Consider the following 19427-nt stretch of genomic DNA (forward strand, 5'->3'; position numbering starts at 1 on the left):
CCTGTCAGGGTTGAATGCCAACATTCCACAGCCGCGCCGCATGTGCCAGCCAGCTTTTATCACCGACGATCGTTTTTCGGTGCGCCATGATGTCCATACCGGGATAGAAGAACATCACCGGCACTTGCTCAATCATCATGGTGTGTAACCGATCGACGATAGGCTGAATTTTTGTCTTATCATCCAGTCCGGCCAGTTGCTCGGTCAGGGCTATCGCCTGCGCATCACCCCAAACTTTCCGCTTCTCTTGTTTTTTATCACCGACAATTTGTTCAAATGCCAGCGCCGGGTTATAACGCGCCGAATAGGTAAAGGCCATCATCTGGTAGCGCCCGGACTGATAGCGCTCCAGCTGTGTTGCCCACTCCATCGTCGTGACTTTGGCGTTAATACCCGCAGCCTGCAGCATCGCCTGGGTAATAATCGCCATATCGAAACTCGGTACGCTGGCGCGTTTATTGGCAATAATCTCGATCGTTTCGCCTTTATAGCCCGCTTCTTTAAGCAGTTGGGTTGCTCGTGTCGGATCGTATTTAAAGCCCTGTTTTTCAACATCGCCATAAAATGCCGATGACGGCGACAGATTGGCATTGCTTGGGGCTGCCATCCCCTGACTCGTGCCCAACGCAATTTGCTGAGAATCAATAGCGGCCGCAATGGCCTGACGCAACTTGACGTTTTTCAGTAAAGGATCGTCGGTTTGAATCAAAATACCGTGACGCTGCGAGTTTGGTGCTGACGCAATGTCGACGTTTGCATCATTTTTCAGATCGCCAGCTTCGATCGGGCTAACTTGGGAAATATCCACCGCGCCAGAGCTAAGCCCGGCTTTCACCGTCGCGGAATCAGGGATCGTGATAAAACGCACTTCGTCCACCATTGCCTTTTTACCACCAACAACCCCGTCAGGTTTACCCGGCAAGGAACGGTAGTTGGCGAAACGCATCACCGAGACATATTCCCCCCGTTTCCATTCCCCAAAACGAAATGGCCCGGTGCCGATGGGGGCAATCCATTTGCCGCTAGCATCAACAGATTTCGGGCTGATGATAGCGGTGCTACCGCAATCTGCACGCGCAAGCGTGTCGAGGAACAGCGCTGCCGGTTTCTCAAGTTGCATCACTACTGTTTTAGCATCAGGAGCCGTTACTGAAGTCACATGAATCGGACCGCTGCCATCAAATTCGCGTAAACACCGCCATTGGGTTTTCGGATCGTTCCAGTGCTGCCAGCTCCAAAGAACATCCTGTGATGTCATCGGATCACCATTATGGAACGTGACACCTTCGCGCAGATGGAAACGGTAGGTTTTCCCTCCTTCACTACGTTCCCAAGAGGAAGCCAGCATCGGGCCAATAGTGCCATCATTTTTGTATCCCACTAACCCCTCAACCACATGTAGCATGACATCATCGGTATTACCGTCCCGATTAACACCCGGCTGCGAACTCCGAATATCCTGGTTTAAGGCATAACGAATGACCCCCGGGCTGGCAGCCTGAGCTGACATCATGACCAACAGGGGTAATAGACTGGCGACGCCGGTAAATATATTTTTCATAAGGCCCCCGAATAGGCTGCATCCAACGAGTAACGTGTGAAAGTGCGATTAATGGCCGGAAGGGGGGCAACCTCCATCACGCCCTGAGCCGGAGTCATAACAATCATCGCCACCGTGGCGGAAAGATCGGTGCCAAACCCAGGCCGAGGCGGACGGCACACGGAATAAGGCGTACCAAAATCGTCAAAGAAAGCCTGTTTCATGTCTTCGACGCTAAGCAAGGATTTTGCATTGAGTAACTGGCTAACGCGCCAACTGCGATAGAGTGAGTCGGGTGAGGTTTCAATTCCCTGTTCCTGGAGTTTGTTTTTCGCGGTTTCACTCTCCCAGTGATTGGCATGAACTAATAAGCCGTTTTGCGGATAGATCGCAAAACTCTCATCCGGCGCGCATTCGAAATCGATGGCAAATCCCTCTTTAGTACTGAGGATCATGTTATTCGAACAAGACTTTGCGGTGGTGGCCACAACACGCATTGCGAGCGCCATATGCTGCTGTTCAAGCGCCTTCCGACGAATCAGCGATAGAGGCACGCCAAACTGGCGGTAATCGCGCTCGCAGCGCAAATAATTTGCCGTGATGGCAATTCCCGCACTATTGAGGCCACTGCGGGCAAGTCCGCCCGCTTCAACAAAGGTCAAAATATCCGGACCATCGTCACGTCGGATCCTTAGCACCACCGACGTTGCAGCACACTCAGCCCGCCAATCCCAATTTTGTCCATGAATCAGTTCACCACGAGTACTCCGATCCGGCATAATTACCGCACCACTGCAACCATCCTTGATTGCGTCATCGTGAATATCGTGACGTGCTTTGAGCAGCCGGGCTTTAGCAATCACTTCTGTACGCGCATTAATCATAATGATCGCTTCCGGTGCCACATTGGCGCTTTCTGCAATTCCATACATCTCATCCCAGTAATCGGGATCAAACTGCCGGATAATGTGCGAAAAAGTGGTAATGATGCGCTGCTTTTCTTCCTGCGTGATGCCGAGCTCAGCCAACTGATCGCCATAGATCGCCACGCTGGCATGAATGCGTTCCCGAGCCTGTTCGCCATATTGCTGCCCACGCTGACGTGGCGTACCCGAAATATCAATTAAAGGAAATGGAGTCATGTGCTGTTCCTGAAGATGAGATTAATGCGACGACTTGAGGAGAGAAAGAAAGAAATCTTTAACTTCATCAAGGACCTTCATTCCATCATGGCCAACGTTAGGGACAATATCCTGTGTTGCCCGTATGCCATTCGCACGCAGGTTATTCAGCAAAGAGTTATTGCGCGCCACGCGCGTTTCACCTGCGTCATTGCACCCCGGTTGATAATATTTTCCGCCCGGCAGATGCGTAATTTCCCAGGTTTCCATATCCACTTTTCCCACGACTAAATGGACAGAAACATCACGTAGTGCTTCATAATTAAGCGGCTTCCCAAAAATAGCCTCGAAATTTTTTACCCCAACCCACCACTCTTTTTCATTATCCAGCAGCGTTACAGAGCCTGGCGCGCCGACGCACACGCCCAACAATTTTTCCGGATGGATGTACAAAAAACGATGGACAAAATGTCCTCCACCGGAATAACCGAAGAGCAGAAAACGCCCGAAGTCATAGCCCAATGATTCACTGACTTCTTCAATCATTTTCAGCAGTACAAGGTCGTAACGGATGTCTTGTTCGACAATGTATTTGAAGCCGTGTGAGTTACCATCACCTAGCGGTCCAACCGGAAAAAGGGGGGCCAGTATCACGCAGCGGTTATAGCGGGCAAACTCAGCAAACGCATCACGATATTCGCTCATTGAACGCCCGGTTCCGTGCATTAACACCACCAGTTTGTGTCCGATAGGTTCTCTGTCAAAACTGGGTGGAACATACATGCAGTACTGAAAACGCGGATCAAAACGACAGGCAAAAATGGTCGTGCTGCCGCGGTAATAGAGGGCGCGACTCCGCTGTTCGATTGCCTGCGCGTCGGTTATCGTCATAGTCTTTCCCGATTGGCTAAGTAATGTTCAATTTTGATTCAAACATAAAACCAAAATTGGCGCCAATTTAAATAACAATTTATTCACAAAACCTCTGGTTCATGTCACAATTCTGCAAAATGTTGCACCAGCAAAAAAGGCAATACGGACTAATATTTTGTTTTAAAAGGAAGTTATAAAAACACGCCAAGGTAGAAGCAGATCGTTTAGCAATGACATCGTGCTTGTGTTTGCCCGTCAGCGCGAAAATACGCCCCGTTTTGCTGCCAGAGTGAGAAAAGGATCGGAGATGAAATATCGAAAAAGCGCGTTACTGGTTAATGTCGCAAACAGCCTCGCGATGGATATTAATACCGGCGAATTCACCGCGGGTATGTGGTTGAAACAGGTAGAACTTGCAGAGCGTTATGGCTGTACGCGTAGCGAGGTGCGCCGTGCGCTCGATCAGTTGGTGATCGAGCGACTGGTCCAGCACGTACCAAACCGGGGTTATCACGTGTATTCCCCTAATGTTCAGCAACGTAAAAATATTTCTGCGATCCGCGCCGTACTGGAGAGCGCATCAGCTAAAGATATTATCGCCAATACCAGTGACGAAGATATGCGAGTGTTAAAAGCCTGCGCGGCTAAATTCGAACACTGCACCTTACACGGTAATATTCTTCAGCAATATGAAGCCAATATGGCCTTTCATCGCGCATTATTAGCCCCCTGTGCAAATCAGGAAATGGTGGAATTAATTTTTGATTTGCGCAGCCGCGTGCCTTCAGCTGCGCTGGGGCAATGGAGCTCCCACGCCCGAATCGTCCAGTCTTCACAGGAACATTTTGCTATGGTGGAGGCAATTGAGCAGAAGGATGAAGCGAGGCTTGCGCGTTTAATTACACAGCATATTTTGCAGGAAAACCGTGAAGGTAAAGCGATCGCATCGCGGGCATCAGATGATGCCGCACGATAATCGCTGGCGAAGCGTTCCTGTATGACGGAACACTTCGCCACAGCATCAATTATACGACGCCTTTACTGCTGAGATAATCTTCGTAGTTGCCAGTGAAATCGATAACTCTGGACGGGGTGATTTCAATGATACGACTTGCCAGCGAACTGACGAATTCGCGGTCGTGAGAGACAAAAATTAGCGTGCCTTCATACATTTCCAGCGCCATATTTAGTGACTCAATGGATTCCATATCCAGGTGGTTAGTTGGCTCATCCATAATCAGGATATTCGGGCGCTGCATCATCAATTTACCGAACAACATGCGCCCTTTTTCACCACCTGACAGCACCTTAGCAGGCTTTTTGATATCATCCTGACTGAACAATAAGCGCCCCAGAATGCCGCGCACCGCCTGCTCGTCATCTCCTTCCTGCTTCCACTGGCTCATCCAGTCGAATACCGTAAGATCGTCATCGAAATCGTGAGCATGGTCCTGCGCATAGTAACCGATCAGGGCATTTTCCGACCATTTCACCGTACCCGCATCCGGCAACAAATCGCCAACCAGCGTTTTTAACAACGTGGTTTTACCAATGCCGTTGGCACCAAGGACCGCTACCTTATCTCCCACTTCAAGCAGCATATCCAGCTGTTTAAATAGCGGGCCGTTATCAAAACCTTTTGTTAGTCCTTTCAGTTCCAGCGCATTACGGAACAATTTCTTGTCCTGCTCGAAGCGAATAAACGGGTTTTGACGGCTAGAGGCTTTAACTTCTTCAAGCTTAATTTTGTCGATCTGCTTAGCGCGCGAGGTCGCCTGACGGGATTTCGAGGCGTTAGCACTAAATCGGCTGACAAACGACTGCAGCTCATTTATCTGGGCTTTCTTCTTGGCGTTATCCGCCAGCAGACGTTCGCGCGACTGGGTCGCCGCCGTCATGTATTCATCGTAGTTGCCAGGATAGACACGCAGCTCGCCGTAATCAAGGTCCGCCATATGCGTACACACCATATTCAGAAAATGGCGGTCATGCGAGATAATGATCATGGTGCTGTTACGTTCGTTAAGCACCTGCTCAAGCCAACGAATAGTATCGATATCAAGGTTGTTCGTCGGTTCATCAAGCAGCAAAATTTCCGGGTTGGAAAAGAGTGCCTGAGCCAACAACACACGCAGTTTCCAGCCTGGAGCAACTTCGCTCATCGGGCCATAATGCTGCTCGAGTGGGATCCCCACCCCCAGCAGCAGTTCTCCCGCACGCGCTTCCGCGGTGTAGCCATCCATTTCCCCGTATTTAACTTCCAGATCGGCAACTTTATAGCCATCTTCTTCGCTCATTTCCGGCAAAGCGTAAATACGGTCGCGTTCTTCCTTGACCTCCCACAGTTCGCCATGGCCCATGATAACCGTGTCGAGTACGCTGAATTTTTCAAAAGCGAACTGATCCTGACGCAGCTTACCGATGCGTTCATTAGGATCGAGAGAGACGTTGCCTGCGGACGGAACTAAATCGCCGCCCAGGATCTTCATAAAGGTTGATTTACCGCTGCCGTTAGCGCCAATCAGACCATAGCGGTTGCCGCCGCCAAATTTGACAGAAATGTTTTCGAACAGCGGCTTACTGCCAAACTGCATGGTGACGTTGCTGGAAACTAGCACAGGATTGCCTTACGGTTGGATAATGAGAATGTGAGTCAGCGCGCATTATGCCATAAAAAAAGGGCTGACGAATACCGTCAACCCGGGAAGATCGCCCCCTCCCCCTGATTGGCCGATTTTCCCCTTTAGCCTGGCCGCGCCAGGCAAGAAAAAACTTGCTGGTAAGAGCAGGCATCCACGAAGAAACGGGGTTTACTGCACTGAAGCAGCGGAACCAAACACCGGATAGTTTGGCAGTTCAACCCGCTGCCACGGCTCCCAGCCACCGCCCAACGCTTTAAACAGCGCCACCAGATCCAAGCTGGTTTGTACTTGAGCCTGAGCAACCTGCTGCTGTGCCTGAGTGAGCTGCCTTTGGGCATCCAGCGTATCGATAAAAGTTGATATGCCCTTACGGTAGCTATCATCGGCCAATTCGAAGGCATCCTGTAATGCGGTGACCGTCTCTTCCAGCGCCACCACTCGCTGCTGATCCGTGCGATAGCTGACAAGCGCGTTTTCCACATCCTGCAACGCTGTCAGCACCGTTTGACGGTAACCCAGAGCCGCACTAGCCTGCTGCGCACGCGCTAATTTGACGCTGGACACTAAACGCCCGCCCTGGAAAATGGGGATCGAAAGCGACGGCCCCACGCTGTAAAAATGGCTACTCCAGTTGTCTAAATAGCTGGCATCGGTGTTGCGCACCCCAAGTTGTCCGGTGAGGGATAAGCGGGGAAACAGTTCAGCCACCGCCACGCCAATATTCGCCGTAGCGGCATGCAGGCTGGCTTCGGCCAAACGGATATCCGGACGACGTCTGGCCAGCTCAGCGGGCACACCGACCGGCACAGCATCAGGCAGCGTCGGCAATGGCTTACTGGCGATGAGCTCCGCATCGAGCGCACCCGGCGCGTTTCCAGTCAATACGGCCAGGCTGTTCATCGCCCGGCGTATCTGAGCCTGAAACTGCGGGAGTTGCGCGCGCAATGATCCCAACTGCGCTCGGGCATTCTCCACGTCCATTTGTGGCGCAAGACCATTACGCTGCTGACTCTGGGTTAACGCCAGCGTCTCCTGCGCAAGTCTTATCTGGGTTTCCAGCGTCCGGTTAATGGATTGCGCGCCACGCAGTTGCAGCCAACTGCGCGCCACCTCCGCTTCTAATGACACTAATGCATCGTTGCGGTTCTCAATAGACTCTTGCTGCTGAGCATTTGCCATCTCGACCTGCCGGCGTACTTTTCCCCACAAATCCAGCTCCCATGCGGCATCAAAACTCCCCTGGTAGAGGGTGATAGGTTTTGACAGATTATCGAGTGAGGCACGTAAATTGGGATCGACACCCTCAACTGCATCATAAACACCGTTGGATTCAAGCTCGCCCTTCACACCTAATTGCTGACGCGTAACGCCTGCTGAAGCGTTAACCGAAGGAAACCAGGCACCGCGAGCCTGGGTCAACTGTTCACGCGCACCCGCAATTCGCAGCACCGCTTGCTGTAACGACAGATTTCCCCTGACAGCACGCTCAATCAGGCTATTTAGCTGTGGGTCATTAAAGGCAGTCCACCACTGCGGGTTGGCCGACACCTGCTGCGGTTTAGACGATGCGCTCGATTGCATATCATTAAAACTGCCGGCTGTTTTTGGCTCAGGCATATGGTAATCGGGGCCGACCGAGCAGGCACTCAGCGCCAGCACCAGTGCCACCGCCAGGGCGTGCCGTGAACACCAAAGTTCGCGATAAACAACGTTCATGTCAGTGCGCTCCTGCGCTGCCTTCGCTTTTAATCGGCGAAAGCAGTAAACAAAACGGAATCAAAATAAAGGCCACGAGACTTAGCCCCATAAACACATCGACGTAGGCCAGAATGCGTGCTTGCGCTATCAGCTCCTGGTAGAGCTTGCCGGTGGCTAACGTCACGGGATCGCCCACTGCTGATGTAAAATCACGGATCCCCTGCGCCCAGCGTTCTACGGTCAAATTAAATGGCTCATTCAACGGTGACATACTGTGGACCATATGCGCGCTGCGCGCTTGCGCACGTTCAGTGATTGCCGCCGTCGAGAGCGAGATGCCAATAGAGCCAGCAACGTTACGAAACATGGTAAATAGTGCGGAGGCATCCGCATTCAATCGCTGCGGGATGGTGACAAATGCAATAGTGGTTAGGGGAACGAACAGAAAACCCAGCCCTATCGACTGCGCACTGCGCATCAGGACCAGCGTTTTGAAATCGATATCGGGGGTTAGCGTGGATGAATACAGGAATGCCACCGCCAGACAGGTAAAACCAAAGGCAATTATCCAGCGAGTCTGCACCACCGGCATCAATTTAATCACCAGGGGAATGGTCAGCACAATCAATACCGCGCCTGGTGACAGCACCAGCCCGGCCCATGTGGCGGTGTAGCCTAAATCTTGCTGTGCCAACTGCGGCAGGACCACAGAACTGCCGTAGAGGATCATCGCCATCCCGGCCATCAATAAGCTGGAGATGGCAAAGTTACGATCTTTGAGGCAGAGAATATCTACTACCGGTTTTTTTGCATACAGCAACCAGTAGATCGCTCCCACTAAGCCAATCGCTGTTAGCACCGCAAATAGCCGGATAAAACCAGAAGAGAACCAGTCCTCATCCTCACCACGATCGAGCATTACCTGCAAACACCCCAGCCCCAGGGTAATCAAACTGATGCCGATATAATCAATTTTCAGTTTACTCTTCGCCCATTTCCGTTCCCACGGCGGATCTTCCAGCAGCTGATAAATTGCTATTACCGTCAAAATACCTACAGGGATATTAATAAAGAATACCCAACGCCAGCTGTAGTTATCGGTAATCCATCCACCAAGCGTCGGACCGATCACCGGGGCGACAATAATCGCAATTGACGAGAGACCAAAAGCTTTCCCGCGATCCTCTGCTTTAAAATAATCAAGCAGCACAGATTGCTGGACTGGTTGCAGGCCGCCGCCAAAGAACCCTTGTAATATGCGAAACAAAATGATCTGCCACAGCTCGGTGGCGATACCGCACAGGAAGGAGCACAGAGTAAACATCACAATACAGATCAAAAAGAACTGCTTGCGGCCAAAGACGCGGCTAAGAAACGCTGACATCGGCAAGACGATACCGTTAGCAACCAGATAGGACGTCAGGACCCACGTTGCTTCATCGTAACTGGAAGAGAGTGAACCTGCCACATGCGGCAGCGCCACGTTAACAATCGTGGTATCAAGGATCTCCATAAACACCGCCAGTGTGACGGTGATAGCCACCAGCCACGGATTACTGGCAGGCTTCCAGCGTCCGGAAGGGCTCATTCCAGCGTAACCTTCGGTTCAACAGATAGCCCGAGCGGTAAGGGCTGATTGCTATCCAGACCTTTATCAATGACAATTTTAACCGGCACACGTTGAACAATTTTCACAAAATTTCCGGTCGCATTTTCCGATGGAAACGTAGAAAAACGCGAACCTGATCCCATCTGCACACTGTCGACATGCCCTTCCAGCTTCATATCTGGCCGGGCATCAACGGTAATTTCGACTTTGTTACCCGGCCGCATACGTGCCAACTGGGACTCTTTGAAATTGGCGGCTATCCACACGTCAGGCGATACCAGCGAGAATAGTGCCGAGCCTGCCTGTACTAATGTACCCGGTTGAACATTACGCTTGGTAATAAATCCATCATAAGGTGCACGAATGTCGGTCCAGGAAAGATTGAGCTCCGCCGTATTAAGCTGGGCCTTTGCTTGTTCAACCTGCTGCTGCCGCGCTTCGACATTGGTTTCCTGCTGCCGGATTTGCAATGCAACCTGCGAGGCCACCTCAAGCTGCGCTTTAGCGCTTTGCAGTTGCGCCTGCGCCGAACGCAATTGTGCATTAGCACTGTCAATATTACGCTGCGAAGTCGCCCTCGGGTCAACGCCACGCAAACGGCGATATTCCGCCTCGGCGTTAAGTAAACTGGCTTCAGCTTTTAATCGATCGGCCTTTGCCTGGTCGTATTGTGCCGGATATTGCACCCGTGACAGGGCAAGTTGAGCCTGGGCCTGGTGCAGCTGCGCGACGGCCAAACCGAGCTGCGCCCTCGCCCGGTCGCGCTGTGCAATATTATCGCGTGGATCGATTTTCACCAGCAAATCGCCCTTCTTAACCCGTTGATTATCACGCACCAGCAGCTTTGTCACATAACCGGAAACTTTAGGCGCAATAGTCACCGCATCGCCTTCGGTAAAGGCGTCATCCGTAGTTTCAATATTACGCGAAGAGAGCCAAAACCATAATGCGATGATAATCATCAATACGACGATAATACCGAGAATAATCAGCGGTTTCTTCCCTGGCCTTTTGCGTGGCTGCTTATCGTTTTCCTGATATTGAGGGGTGTTTTGCTGCTGTTCGTCGTGCTGATGACGCTGGTTATCATCTGCTGGTTGATCGCTTGAAGTTGTCATAAGTCTCATCAGTTTTCCGCTGGCTCAAGCCGAGCCAGCCAAAGTTCGGGCCGCTCTACGCAAAATCATTCAAGTTTCCTTCAAACGGCAAATGCTTTTCCGGCATTTGAACTATGTCGTCAGACGCGTTCTCATCGTTTTGATGCAATATCAAATACGTTAGGGTTGCCAACCAGGAAAGAGTTTGAAAGATAACCTGTCTATAACAATAGAAAGAAAAATGACAAATACCAGGATTTACTGACAAAAGCAGACGATGACTGTTATTAAATCGCACGCAAAAATAAAAACCCCACCCAGCCAATAGCCAGCGCCCACAGAAAAAGAGGAATAGAATAGAAGTGAAAATGCATCCAGATTCGCCGATCTTGCGCCATGCGTAAGGCAATGATATTGGCCAGTGAACCAGGGAGTAGACCAAAACCGCCAATGTTTACCGCCCAAGCCAGCAATTGACTGGCTGGCAGCGTGGTGAGCAACAGGATTGTCGCAGGCACATTACTTATGACCTGCGATAATCCTGCCGCCAGCAGGTACGTTTTACCCTCGCTCAATCGGCTAATCTGCTGCAGCGGTACTTGCAATAACGGCAATTGCGTCAGTAAAAAAACATCAATAAACATCGCGATAAATACCGCCAGCAAACTCCAGTCAATCGCAACCAGGATACGGCGGGACAGCATCAGGAACACCAAAAACACCAACAGTAACGCCCAGACAACCAGCCGCATCTCCAGGGAAACAATAAATATCACATATAGCAGGACACTAACGTAGAACAAACGATGTTGCCAGACATCGGTGCCCTCTGCAGAATGGAGGTGGATCTTCCTGTTGGAAAAACTCAATACGGTAAGCAGTAACAGACTTCCCAGTAGCAGCGCTGCCAGCGGCAACATTTGCCCAATAAATTGCAGGAACCGAATATTCCCGTGGCTCCATAACAGAATATTTTGTGGGTTACCGATCGGTGTCAGTAGCGAACCTGTGTTAACCGCCAGCGCTTCGAATATGATCAGCCGGGATACCGGCAAGGTAGAAAATTTTCGCAACGTCAGCGTTAATGGAACAAGAATAAATAGCGCGACATCATTAGTAAGAAATGTTGAAAGCAGAGCCGCGGCGCTCACCATGAATACCGCCAGCGTGCGATCATGCTGAAAATACTGAATAATCCGGCGTCCCAGCACATCAAAATAACCGCTGCTTTCAATGCCTTTCGTCAGTATGAGCAGGCCACAGAGCGTGGAAATGGTATTCCAGTCCACCGCCTGCGGCAATTGTGATAGCTGAAAAGGCGCAAAAAAAGCACACATCATGCCCAGAATAATCAGTACATGAAGAAAGCGATCGTGCAGAAACGGCTTTAGTAATGTCGTCATGATAACGCGTCAATGACCCATCTCAGGCCGTTAGTTATCCAGCGTTTTGATAGAATTTTTGGAAGACGGCTAACGTTTCATCGCTGACATGGTGTTCAATGCCTTCAGCATCACGACGCGCTGTATCCGGACTGATGCCCAGAGCCAACAAAAACGTTTCCACGATATGATGACGCTCACGACTCTCTTCAGCCAGCTTTTCGCCTTCGGGCGTCAGGAATACGCCCCGATAGGGTACCTGCTCAACCAGCCCGGCAGTGCCCAGTCGCTTAAGCGTCTTTGCCACTGTCGGCTGTGACACACCAAGACGTGCGGCCATATCAACCTGGCGCGCCTCGCCAAATTCGCGGATGAGATCGGAGATTAATTCAACATAATCATCGATCAACTCACGTCTGTGCGCCTCACGGACCTGTCGAAACCCTTCGACATGTTCTTCGATATCTTTCAGCGCCATAGTTATGCTGGCTGCTGTCGGTTTGGCACGACGGCTCATTCTACTTCCTCTTCTTATTGACCAACGCTATCCCCTCATAATCTGGCGCTTGTGCGGAATGAATAACCGCCCTGTTACCTTAAGGATCGCCAATTTCTCTACCTTATCGGCACGCCAATGCACTTGGATAAATTTTCTACTATGCGGGTCTGTTGGTGCCACATTGTAAACGAAGCTCAAAGAAGCACAAATTTTCTGATAAATAGCATTGGCTATATGGTATAGCCTATGCTATACCTGTTTACTAAGCGAACATAAACGCACGTGTGCAAGCGGAGAATAACGGTGATGAACGAGCCTTTCCTGTTATTGATGCTATTTATCGGTGGCTTATGCCTGTTACTTAATCGCCGTTAACTGAGAGGAAATACGATGCTGGTGATGCAGAAAATGATGCGGGAAGCGACGCCGCTGGAGATGAAAACGATGAAAGCACCTTTGCTGTTACGGCTGTTCAGCCGCTCACCTTTTACTCTTCGCCTGATGCTGCTGGAGATGTTAACTGCACCTAAAAACATTCAGGACGATCAGAAACCTTCATGCTAAACATGCGATGCTGACACGCAGCGACTCTTCACAGCGTAATCTATAGCCGCAGTTCAGTGCCCTTGCAGCCCCAGTCATCAAAGCGATAACCAAACGCGCCGGACTACCTAACATTTACCCCTTATGTTGTTATCCCTGCCTGACATACCTCATATTTTTATGACATGATGTTGTGCTGAAGCCAGAGCCTTTCCTCAATGTGCAGAAACAACACGTTCCTCTCCCATGTCAGCCAGAACACGCGATAAAAAAACTCATCAAATCAAAATATTAATTTTAAAATCAAAACGTTATCTCATTACACTGCGCATCTTCGATGGATAAATACCGGCGTTACACCTCCCCCATACTTCTGCTGTTTAAACAAATACACGCATTTTCAATAGTCTCTTTTTTGGCTCAGCGCTATCAGACATAAATCACAGGCATAAAAAAATCCGCCACAAAGGGCGGATTTTTTTCATTGTTCAGGTTAACCTGAACAGGTATTTGGCAAACTTAGAAGCTGTAACCTACACCAGCGATCCAGGTGCCAACGTCAACGCTACGAATACGGCTCTGCTCGTAACCTACGTCCACAGCAACGTTCTGGATTGGGTTGAACTGCAAACCTGCACCATAGGAGAAACCGTAATCGCTGTTGTTAGATTTGTCACGGTCTGGACCATTCTGCTGGAATTTACCGTAGCCAACACCCACAACACCGTAGATGCTTGCCCAGTCATTCAGACGGAAAGCGGGACCAGCAGTGATACCATAGTACTGGCCTTTGTTATAAACGCCGCTGTCGTTATGATCTTTTTCGGTGTAGGTGAAAGAACCGATCCAGCCCAGAGGATCGCTGCCGTTTTCGTAGCGATATTTCAGGTTGAAACCGTTAGCTTTGTTCGCTACGCCCTGGAAGTCGCTCTGTGCGTAACCGCCAGTAACGGTGCTCTGCGCCATTGCGGAACCTGCAGATACGGCCAGTACACAAGCCAGTGCTGAAAGACATGCAATTTTTTTCATAACCACCTCAAATGTGAAAGTACTTCTCTCCTGACAACGTTGAAAATATAACAAAAATTAGAAGGAAACTCTGCCTGCAAATTGTTGTCCAATGCTATGTTTGGTGTAACAGAACGTTAATGGATTTTCATATGTCATTCATTTTACTTATAAATTAAGGTCCGCACCCTACGTAAAATCCGATTGTAAAAAAAGGTTCATTAAGATTAATCCTAAATAATCCTGACATTTCTTTACTAAAAAACGCCTGTTTTCGCCTTGCCAGGCAAATTTTTTCGTCTATACCTTCACATTTTTCACCCGATTAATAATCCAGATTGTCGCCGTCACGCCGATATCTATCCGGCAACTTACTCCGACCTGCTGATAAAATCAGGCCGAAACGGCCAATAAACCTGCAGCATGAAGCAGAACGGATATATTATACTATCGCGCTTATTCAGGCTCATTGATGGGTTCAAAGGCAGGTATACAGGATGTCATCCCCCCAGATTAGCTCTCCCTCATCGTTTCCCGTTTGGTTACCGCTATTGGTGTTACTTATTTCCATGATCTCGATTCAGGGCGGTGCCGCGTTAGCCAAATCGCTTTTTCCAGAGGTTGGCGCACCGGGCATTACCGCACTGCGTCTTGGTCTGGGCACGCTGATACTTTGTATAATATTTAAGCCCTGGCGTTTACGCTTCGCGCCAGAGCAGCGTATCCCCCTTGTGATATATGGCCTTGCACTGGGAGGGATGAATTACATGTTCTATCTTTCCTTGCGTACCGTCCCCCTCGGCATTGCCGTTGCACTTGAATTTACCGGCCCGCTAGCACTTGCGTTAGCTGGCTCGCGTCGTCCATCGGATTTTATTTGGGTCATCCTGGCAATATTGGGTTTGTGGTTTTTGCTGCCCGTTGGCCAGGACCTTTCCACCGTCGATTCTCAGGGCGCGGCGCTGGCCGTGGGTGCAGGCATCTGCTGGGCGATTTATATTTTGTCAGGTAAGAGAGCGGGCGCGGAACACGGGCCGGCTACTGTCGCCATGGGCTCGGTGATTGCCTCAGTGATATTTGTCCCACTCGGGCTGAGCTTCGCTGAAAGTGGCGTATGGCATCTGTCACTTATTCCTGTTGGGATTGCCATTGCCGTCCTGTCCAGTGCGCTTCCCTACTCTCTCGAGATGATCGCACTGACGCGTTTACCTGCGCGAACCTTTGGCACCATGATGAGCCTGGAACCGGCAATGGCAGCCATATCCGGCATGCTTTTTCTGGGAGAGATGTTAACGCTGATACAGTGGATGGCGCTCATGGCGATTATACTGGCATCAATAGGCTCAACGCTGACGTTACGCCCTAAAAGCGTAAAAATTGAATCAATTACCCCTGAGCATAAATAATTTTCTTCCGCCGGGCCGCCTAATGGCGGCATAACAATGATAGTAATATTATTATTTTATGACATTACCATTTTAAGATAATGGATATTCACACTCCGTCACTATTTCCCATAAAAGAACCTTTCCAGTTACCTCTCCAACCTGAAATCGCATAACTATTTGTTAATAAATACAATTAATATTAACCCTGACATATTTATTACTTTCATCATTATTTTCAATCGTATTAACAATGCCAGCCATATTATATATTTGCGCAACAGGATGACACTATTTGACCGATAGGCAGCATCTTTCCGGCAGAAAAGAAAAACGGTGCTATACTTATTTCCGTATTAAACAGGACAACTAATCATTAGAGGATATCAATAATGAGTACCGCAAAACTGGTTAAAACAAAATCTTCCGATCTGATTTACACCCGTAATGACGTGGCAGAGAATGAGAAAAAGGCCACAATCGAGGTGCTCAGCCGTCTGACCATTGAGTTCATTGACCTGTCGTTAATTACTAAACAGGCGCACTGGAACATGCGTGGCGCTAACTTTATTGCCGTACATGAAATGCTGGATGGCTTCCGTACCGCAATTATCGATCATCAGGACACGATGGCTGAGCGTATTGTTCAGTTAGGCGGGGTGGCTTTGGGCACTACGCAAGTGGTAACAGATAGAACGCCACTACAAAGTTACCCGCTAAATATTCACAGCGTTCAGGATCATCTGAAAGCACTGGCAGACCGCTATGGGTACGTCGCTAATGATGTCCGCAAAGCGATCGGTGAAGTAGAAGACGAAGACACGGCCGATATCTTTACCGCAGCGTCGCGCGATCTGGATAAATTCCTGTGGTTTATCGAAGCAAATATCGAGTAACGCCTCGCCCGGGATATGATCATGGTGGCAGAAAAAACAGAGGTTGATCTGCCACTACCTCAATGACGGGCAATAAGCACGTGTCGATATCTCAAAAGCGAATGTACGCTGGTCATTCGCTTTTTTATATTTTCCATGCCCAATAGCGATGGAAGACTCGCCTCGCCAGTCCACGTTCCCGATGGAGGCAGTATGGCAAACGGATGGGCACATGATGGTGCCGTTCAGCAGCAAATAGATTCCACTGTTGATGACGCGGTGCAGCGTGCACGGCAAAACCTGCATCACGGTGTCAGCGCCGAATATTGCAAAGCGTGTGGTGAAGCGATACCTGAAGCAAGACGTCTGGCTCTGACCGGCGTGCAGTTCTGCGTTCAGTGCCAACAGGCACACGATAAAAAAAGCAGCACAATGTTATATAACCGACGCGGTAGCAAGGACAGTCAACTGCGATAACACCCGTTTTTTAGCGATAATTTTGACCTCTCTGGCATATTTTTAACCTTCCTGTTCATTGTTCCCCCATTTTAGTGCTCTATTGGTCAGTGCCTTTGCACCAGGATAGACACCAACGCACCAAAATGGCGCCCGATAATGGTGCACCCCTTATTTATCCCGGCACCGTTGGCCATGTTTATTGGGTAACCTGCTGTTTTAACTTCATATGTAAAGTTGGCATAATTCTTTCATATGGCTGCAAGTAATATAAAGGGATGCGTTCCCTACACAGTAATTAAGGATAAGATGATGAAGTCCATTTTTAAGGTTTCTCTTGCCGCACTCGCGCTCACCTTTGCAGTTTCTTCAACTGCCGCCGAAAAAAAATTGGTTGTCGCTACCGATACCGCCTTCGTTCCCTTTGAATTTAAGCAGGGTGACAAATACGTTGGTTTTGATATCGATCTGTGGGACGCCGTAGCCAAACAGCTCAACATTGACTACACCCTGAAACCCATGGATTTCAGCGGTATTATCCCTGCCCTGCAAACCCGAAATATCGATCTGGCGCTGGCAGGCATTACGATCACCGATGAACGCAAAAAAGCGATTGAGTTCTCCGATGGTTACTACAAAAGTGGCCTGACTGTGATGGTGAAAGCAAACAATAATGATGTGAAAAGCATCGCTGATCTGAATGGCAAAGTGGTTGCGGTAAAGAGCGGAACCGGTTCTGTTGATTACGCCAAAGAACATATTAAAACCAAAGACCTGCGCCAGTTCCCAAACATCGATAACGCTTATATGGAACTGGGAACCAACCGTGCCGATGCGGTACTGCACGATACACCCAATATTCTCTACTTCATCAACACTGCCGGTAAAGGCCAGTTTAAAGCCGTTGGTGACTCACTTGAGGCACAGCAATACGGCATCGCCTTCCCGAAAGGCAGTGATGAACTGCGTGAAAAAGTTAACGGTGCGCTGAAAACTCTGCGTGATAACGGCACCTATAACACCATCTATAAAAAATGGTTCGGTACTGAACCGAAATAAGCACTGACTGCGGAATGCGGCTACGTTAGCTCAAATAGCTGACAAAGCCCTGTCCGGGAAGGTGTCATCACCCGCCTGAACAGATCACGTTGTCACCACGTTCAGGGACGTTATTATGTCCCTGAACGGTTTTGATCCGGAGAAAATGACATGCAGTTCGACTGGAGCGCCATATGGCCCGCTCTTCCTATCCTGCTTGAAGGCGCCAAAATGACCTTGTGGATTTCGGTCCTGGGGTTGGTTGGTGGCCTGATTATCGGCCTAATTGCCGGTTTCGCTCGTGCCTACGGCGGCTGGTTCTCACGTAATATCGCCCTGGTCTTTATTGAGTTGATCCGTGGCACGCCTATCGTGGTGCAGGTGATGTTTATCTACTTCGCCCTGCCGATGGCGTTTACCGATCTGCGTATCGATCCTTTTAGCGCCGCCGTCGTCACAATTATTATCAACTCTGGCGCCTATATCGCTGAGATAACACGCGGCGCCGTACTCTCTATCAATAATGGTTTTCGTGAAGCCGGTCTGGCGCTTGGTCTGTCTCGGCGAGAAACGTTGCGTTACGTGATTATGCCCCTCGCGCTACGTCGAATGTTGCCGCCATTGGGTAACCAGTGGATTGTCAGTATCAAAGATACATCACTGTTTATTGTGATTGGCGTGGCGGAGTTGACGCGTCAGGGACAGGAAATTATTGCCGGTAACTTTCGCGCCCTGGAGATTTGGAGCGCGGTCGCCGTTATCTATCTGTTTATTACGTTGGTGTTGAGTTTCATTCTGCGCCGCGTTGAAAAAAGGATGAAAATCCTGTGATTGAATTTAAAAATGTCTCCAAGCATTTTGGTCAAACTAAGGTGCTGCACGATATCAATCTGAAAATTAATCAAGGCGAAGTGGTGGTGATCATTGGGCCTTCCGGCTCCGGTAAATCCACACTGTTACGCTGCATTAATAAACTGGAAGAGATCACCAGCGGCGAACTGATTGTCGATGGATTGAAAGTTAACGATCCCAAAGTCGATGAACGTCTTATCCGCCAGGAAGCGGGCATGGTGTTCCAGCAGTTCCATCTTTTCCCGCAAATGACGGCGCTGGATAACGTGGCATTCGGACCGATTCGCGTTCGCGGCGCAGCCAAAAAAGAGGCGCATGAGCTGGCAAAAACGCTGCTGGGGAAAGTTGGGCTTGCTGAGCGCGCGCACCATTTTCCTTCGGAGCTCTCCGGTGGTCAGCAACAGCGCGTGGCGATAGCACGCGCGTTGGCCGTTAAGCCAAAAATGATGTTGTTCGATGAGCCGACCTCTGCGCTCGATCCCGAATTGCGTCATGAAGTTCTGAAAGTAATGCAGGACCTTGCGGAAGAAGGCATGACGATGGTTATTGTCACCCACGAAGTAGGCTTTGCAGAAAAGGTTGCCTCACGCCTGATTTTTATTGATAAAGGCCGTATCGCTGAGGACGGCGATCCCCACGCATTAATATCTAATCCGCCAAGCGCACGCTTGCGTGAGTTTTTGCAGCACGTCTCATAATGTATTGGCCGGGTTATTCCCGGCCACGCGTTATGTCATCAATCTCAAAAAACTATCGCTTTCCCGCCTCCCCTCTCCCGGCAGACTATACTTCCCGACTGAGCGCTGTTT

18 protein-coding genes are annotated in these 19427 nt (G+C 49.7%); 8 read left to right on the plus strand and 10 right to left on the minus strand.

Features of this window, described 5'->3' with window-relative positions; translation table 11 throughout:
• Window positions 1-4 precede the first annotated feature (4 nt).
• From J1C60_RS11670 to J1C60_RS11680, 3 genes are read right to left on the minus strand one after another with little or no spacing between them, the layout of a single operon-like run.
• A complete protein-coding gene (locus tag J1C60_RS11670) occupies window positions 5-1561 on the minus strand; it encodes an ABC transporter substrate-binding protein (protein ID WP_128177781.1) in 1557 nt (518 codons plus the stop codon).
• Window positions 1558-2682: a C45 family autoproteolytic acyltransferase/hydrolase gene (locus tag J1C60_RS11675; RefSeq protein ID WP_128177783.1), complete on the minus strand. Its 1125-nt coding sequence runs from the start codon at window positions 2680-2682 to the stop codon at window positions 1558-1560. The genes J1C60_RS11670 and J1C60_RS11675 overlap by 4 nt, the downstream gene beginning before the upstream one ends.
• 21 nt (window positions 2683-2703) lie before the next feature.
• On the minus strand, window positions 2704-3552 hold the full coding sequence (locus J1C60_RS11680) for an alpha/beta hydrolase (protein WP_128177785.1): 849 nt from the start codon (window positions 3550-3552) through the stop codon (window positions 2704-2706).
• A 289-nt stretch (window positions 3553-3841) separates the two neighbouring features.
• On the opposite strand from J1C60_RS11680, the gene J1C60_RS11685 reads away from it, so the two are divergent.
• Window positions 3842-4510, plus strand: a complete 669-nt coding sequence (locus tag J1C60_RS11685) for a GntR family transcriptional regulator (RefSeq protein WP_128177787.1) — start codon at window positions 3842-3844, stop codon at window positions 4508-4510.
• Between the two features lie 49 nt (window positions 4511-4559).
• On the opposite strand, the gene J1C60_RS11690 is transcribed toward J1C60_RS11685, so the two are convergent.
• The 6 genes from J1C60_RS11690 to mntR all read right to left on the minus strand — a co-directional run bounded on the left by J1C60_RS11690 (window position 4560) and on the right by mntR (window position 12479).
• Window positions 4560-6152 (minus strand): ABC-F family ATPase, encoded by a 1593-nt coding sequence (locus tag J1C60_RS11690; RefSeq protein ID WP_128177789.1) that lies wholly within the window; start codon window positions 6150-6152, stop codon window positions 4560-4562.
• 192 nt (window positions 6153-6344) lie between these two features.
• Window positions 6345-7892, minus strand: a complete 1548-nt coding sequence (locus J1C60_RS11695; RefSeq protein WP_128177791.1) for an efflux transporter outer membrane subunit — start codon at window positions 7890-7892, stop codon at window positions 6345-6347.
• Window position 7893: 1 nt separating this feature from the next.
• Window positions 7894-9462 carry a DHA2 family efflux MFS transporter permease subunit gene (locus J1C60_RS11700; protein ID WP_128177793.1) on the minus strand — a complete coding sequence of 523 codons (1569 nt, stop codon included), beginning with the start codon at window positions 9460-9462 and terminating at the stop codon, window positions 7894-7896.
• A complete protein-coding gene (locus J1C60_RS11705; RefSeq protein ID WP_128178005.1) occupies window positions 9459-10601 on the minus strand; it encodes an HlyD family secretion protein in 1143 nt (380 codons plus the stop codon). The genes J1C60_RS11700 and J1C60_RS11705 overlap by 4 nt, the downstream gene beginning before the upstream one ends.
• A gap of 266 nt (window positions 10602-10867) precedes the next feature.
• On the minus strand, window positions 10868-11983 hold the full coding sequence (locus J1C60_RS11710; RefSeq protein WP_128177795.1) for an SLC13 family permease: 1116 nt from the start codon (window positions 11981-11983) through the stop codon (window positions 10868-10870).
• Window positions 11984-12017: 34 nt separating this feature from the next.
• On the minus strand, window positions 12018-12479 hold the full coding sequence (gene mntR, locus J1C60_RS11715; protein ID WP_128177797.1) for a manganese-binding transcriptional regulator MntR: 462 nt from the start codon (window positions 12477-12479) through the stop codon (window positions 12018-12020).
• 372 nt (window positions 12480-12851) lie between these two features.
• On the opposite strand from mntR, the gene J1C60_RS11720 reads away from it, so the two are divergent.
• Window positions 12852-13025, plus strand: coding sequence for a hypothetical protein (locus tag J1C60_RS11720; RefSeq protein WP_154325156.1), 174 nt, complete (start codon window positions 12852-12854; stop codon window positions 13023-13025).
• Window positions 13026-13523: 498 nt separating this feature from the next.
• Here the strand turns inward: J1C60_RS11720 and ompX are convergent, their stop codons facing one another.
• Entirely contained in the window at window positions 13524-14033 is a 510-nt protein-coding gene (gene ompX / locus J1C60_RS11725; RefSeq protein ID WP_128177799.1) for an outer membrane protein OmpX, read from the minus strand.
• Between the two features lie 476 nt (window positions 14034-14509).
• Between ompX and rhtA the strand changes: the two genes are divergently transcribed.
• The 6 genes from rhtA (at window position 14510) to glnQ (ending at window position 19316) form a co-directional block, all read left to right on the plus strand.
• Window positions 14510-15418 (plus strand): threonine/homoserine exporter RhtA, encoded by a 909-nt coding sequence (gene rhtA / locus J1C60_RS11730; protein ID WP_128177801.1) that lies wholly within the window; start codon window positions 14510-14512, stop codon window positions 15416-15418.
• Between the two features lie 371 nt (window positions 15419-15789).
• The gene (gene dps, locus J1C60_RS11735) at window positions 15790-16293 is read left to right on the plus strand and encodes a DNA starvation/stationary phase protection protein Dps (RefSeq protein ID WP_128177803.1); all 504 of its coding nucleotides are present in this window, start codon (window positions 15790-15792) and stop codon (window positions 16291-16293) included.
• A gap of 192 nt (window positions 16294-16485) precedes the next feature.
• Complete coding sequence (locus J1C60_RS11740; RefSeq protein ID WP_128177805.1) at window positions 16486-16749, plus strand: DksA/TraR family C4-type zinc finger protein; 264 nt, start codon at window positions 16486-16488, stop codon at window positions 16747-16749.
• 291 nt (window positions 16750-17040) lie between these two features.
• A complete protein-coding gene (gene glnH, locus J1C60_RS11745) occupies window positions 17041-17787 on the plus strand; it encodes a glutamine ABC transporter substrate-binding protein GlnH (RefSeq protein ID WP_128178007.1) in 747 nt (248 codons plus the stop codon).
• Between the two features lie 150 nt (window positions 17788-17937).
• Window positions 17938-18597, plus strand: a complete 660-nt coding sequence (gene glnP / locus J1C60_RS11750; RefSeq protein ID WP_128177807.1) for a glutamine ABC transporter permease GlnP — start codon at window positions 17938-17940, stop codon at window positions 18595-18597.
• A complete protein-coding gene (glnQ, locus tag J1C60_RS11755; RefSeq protein ID WP_128177809.1) occupies window positions 18594-19316 on the plus strand; it encodes a glutamine ABC transporter ATP-binding protein GlnQ in 723 nt (240 codons plus the stop codon). The genes glnP and glnQ overlap by 4 nt, the downstream gene beginning before the upstream one ends.
• Window positions 19317-19427: the final 111 nt, after the last annotated feature.

Origin of the sequence: [Pantoea] beijingensis (assembly GCF_022647505.1) — a bacterium.
Classification (GTDB): domain Bacteria; phylum Pseudomonadota; class Gammaproteobacteria; order Enterobacterales; family Enterobacteriaceae; genus Erwinia; species Erwinia beijingensis.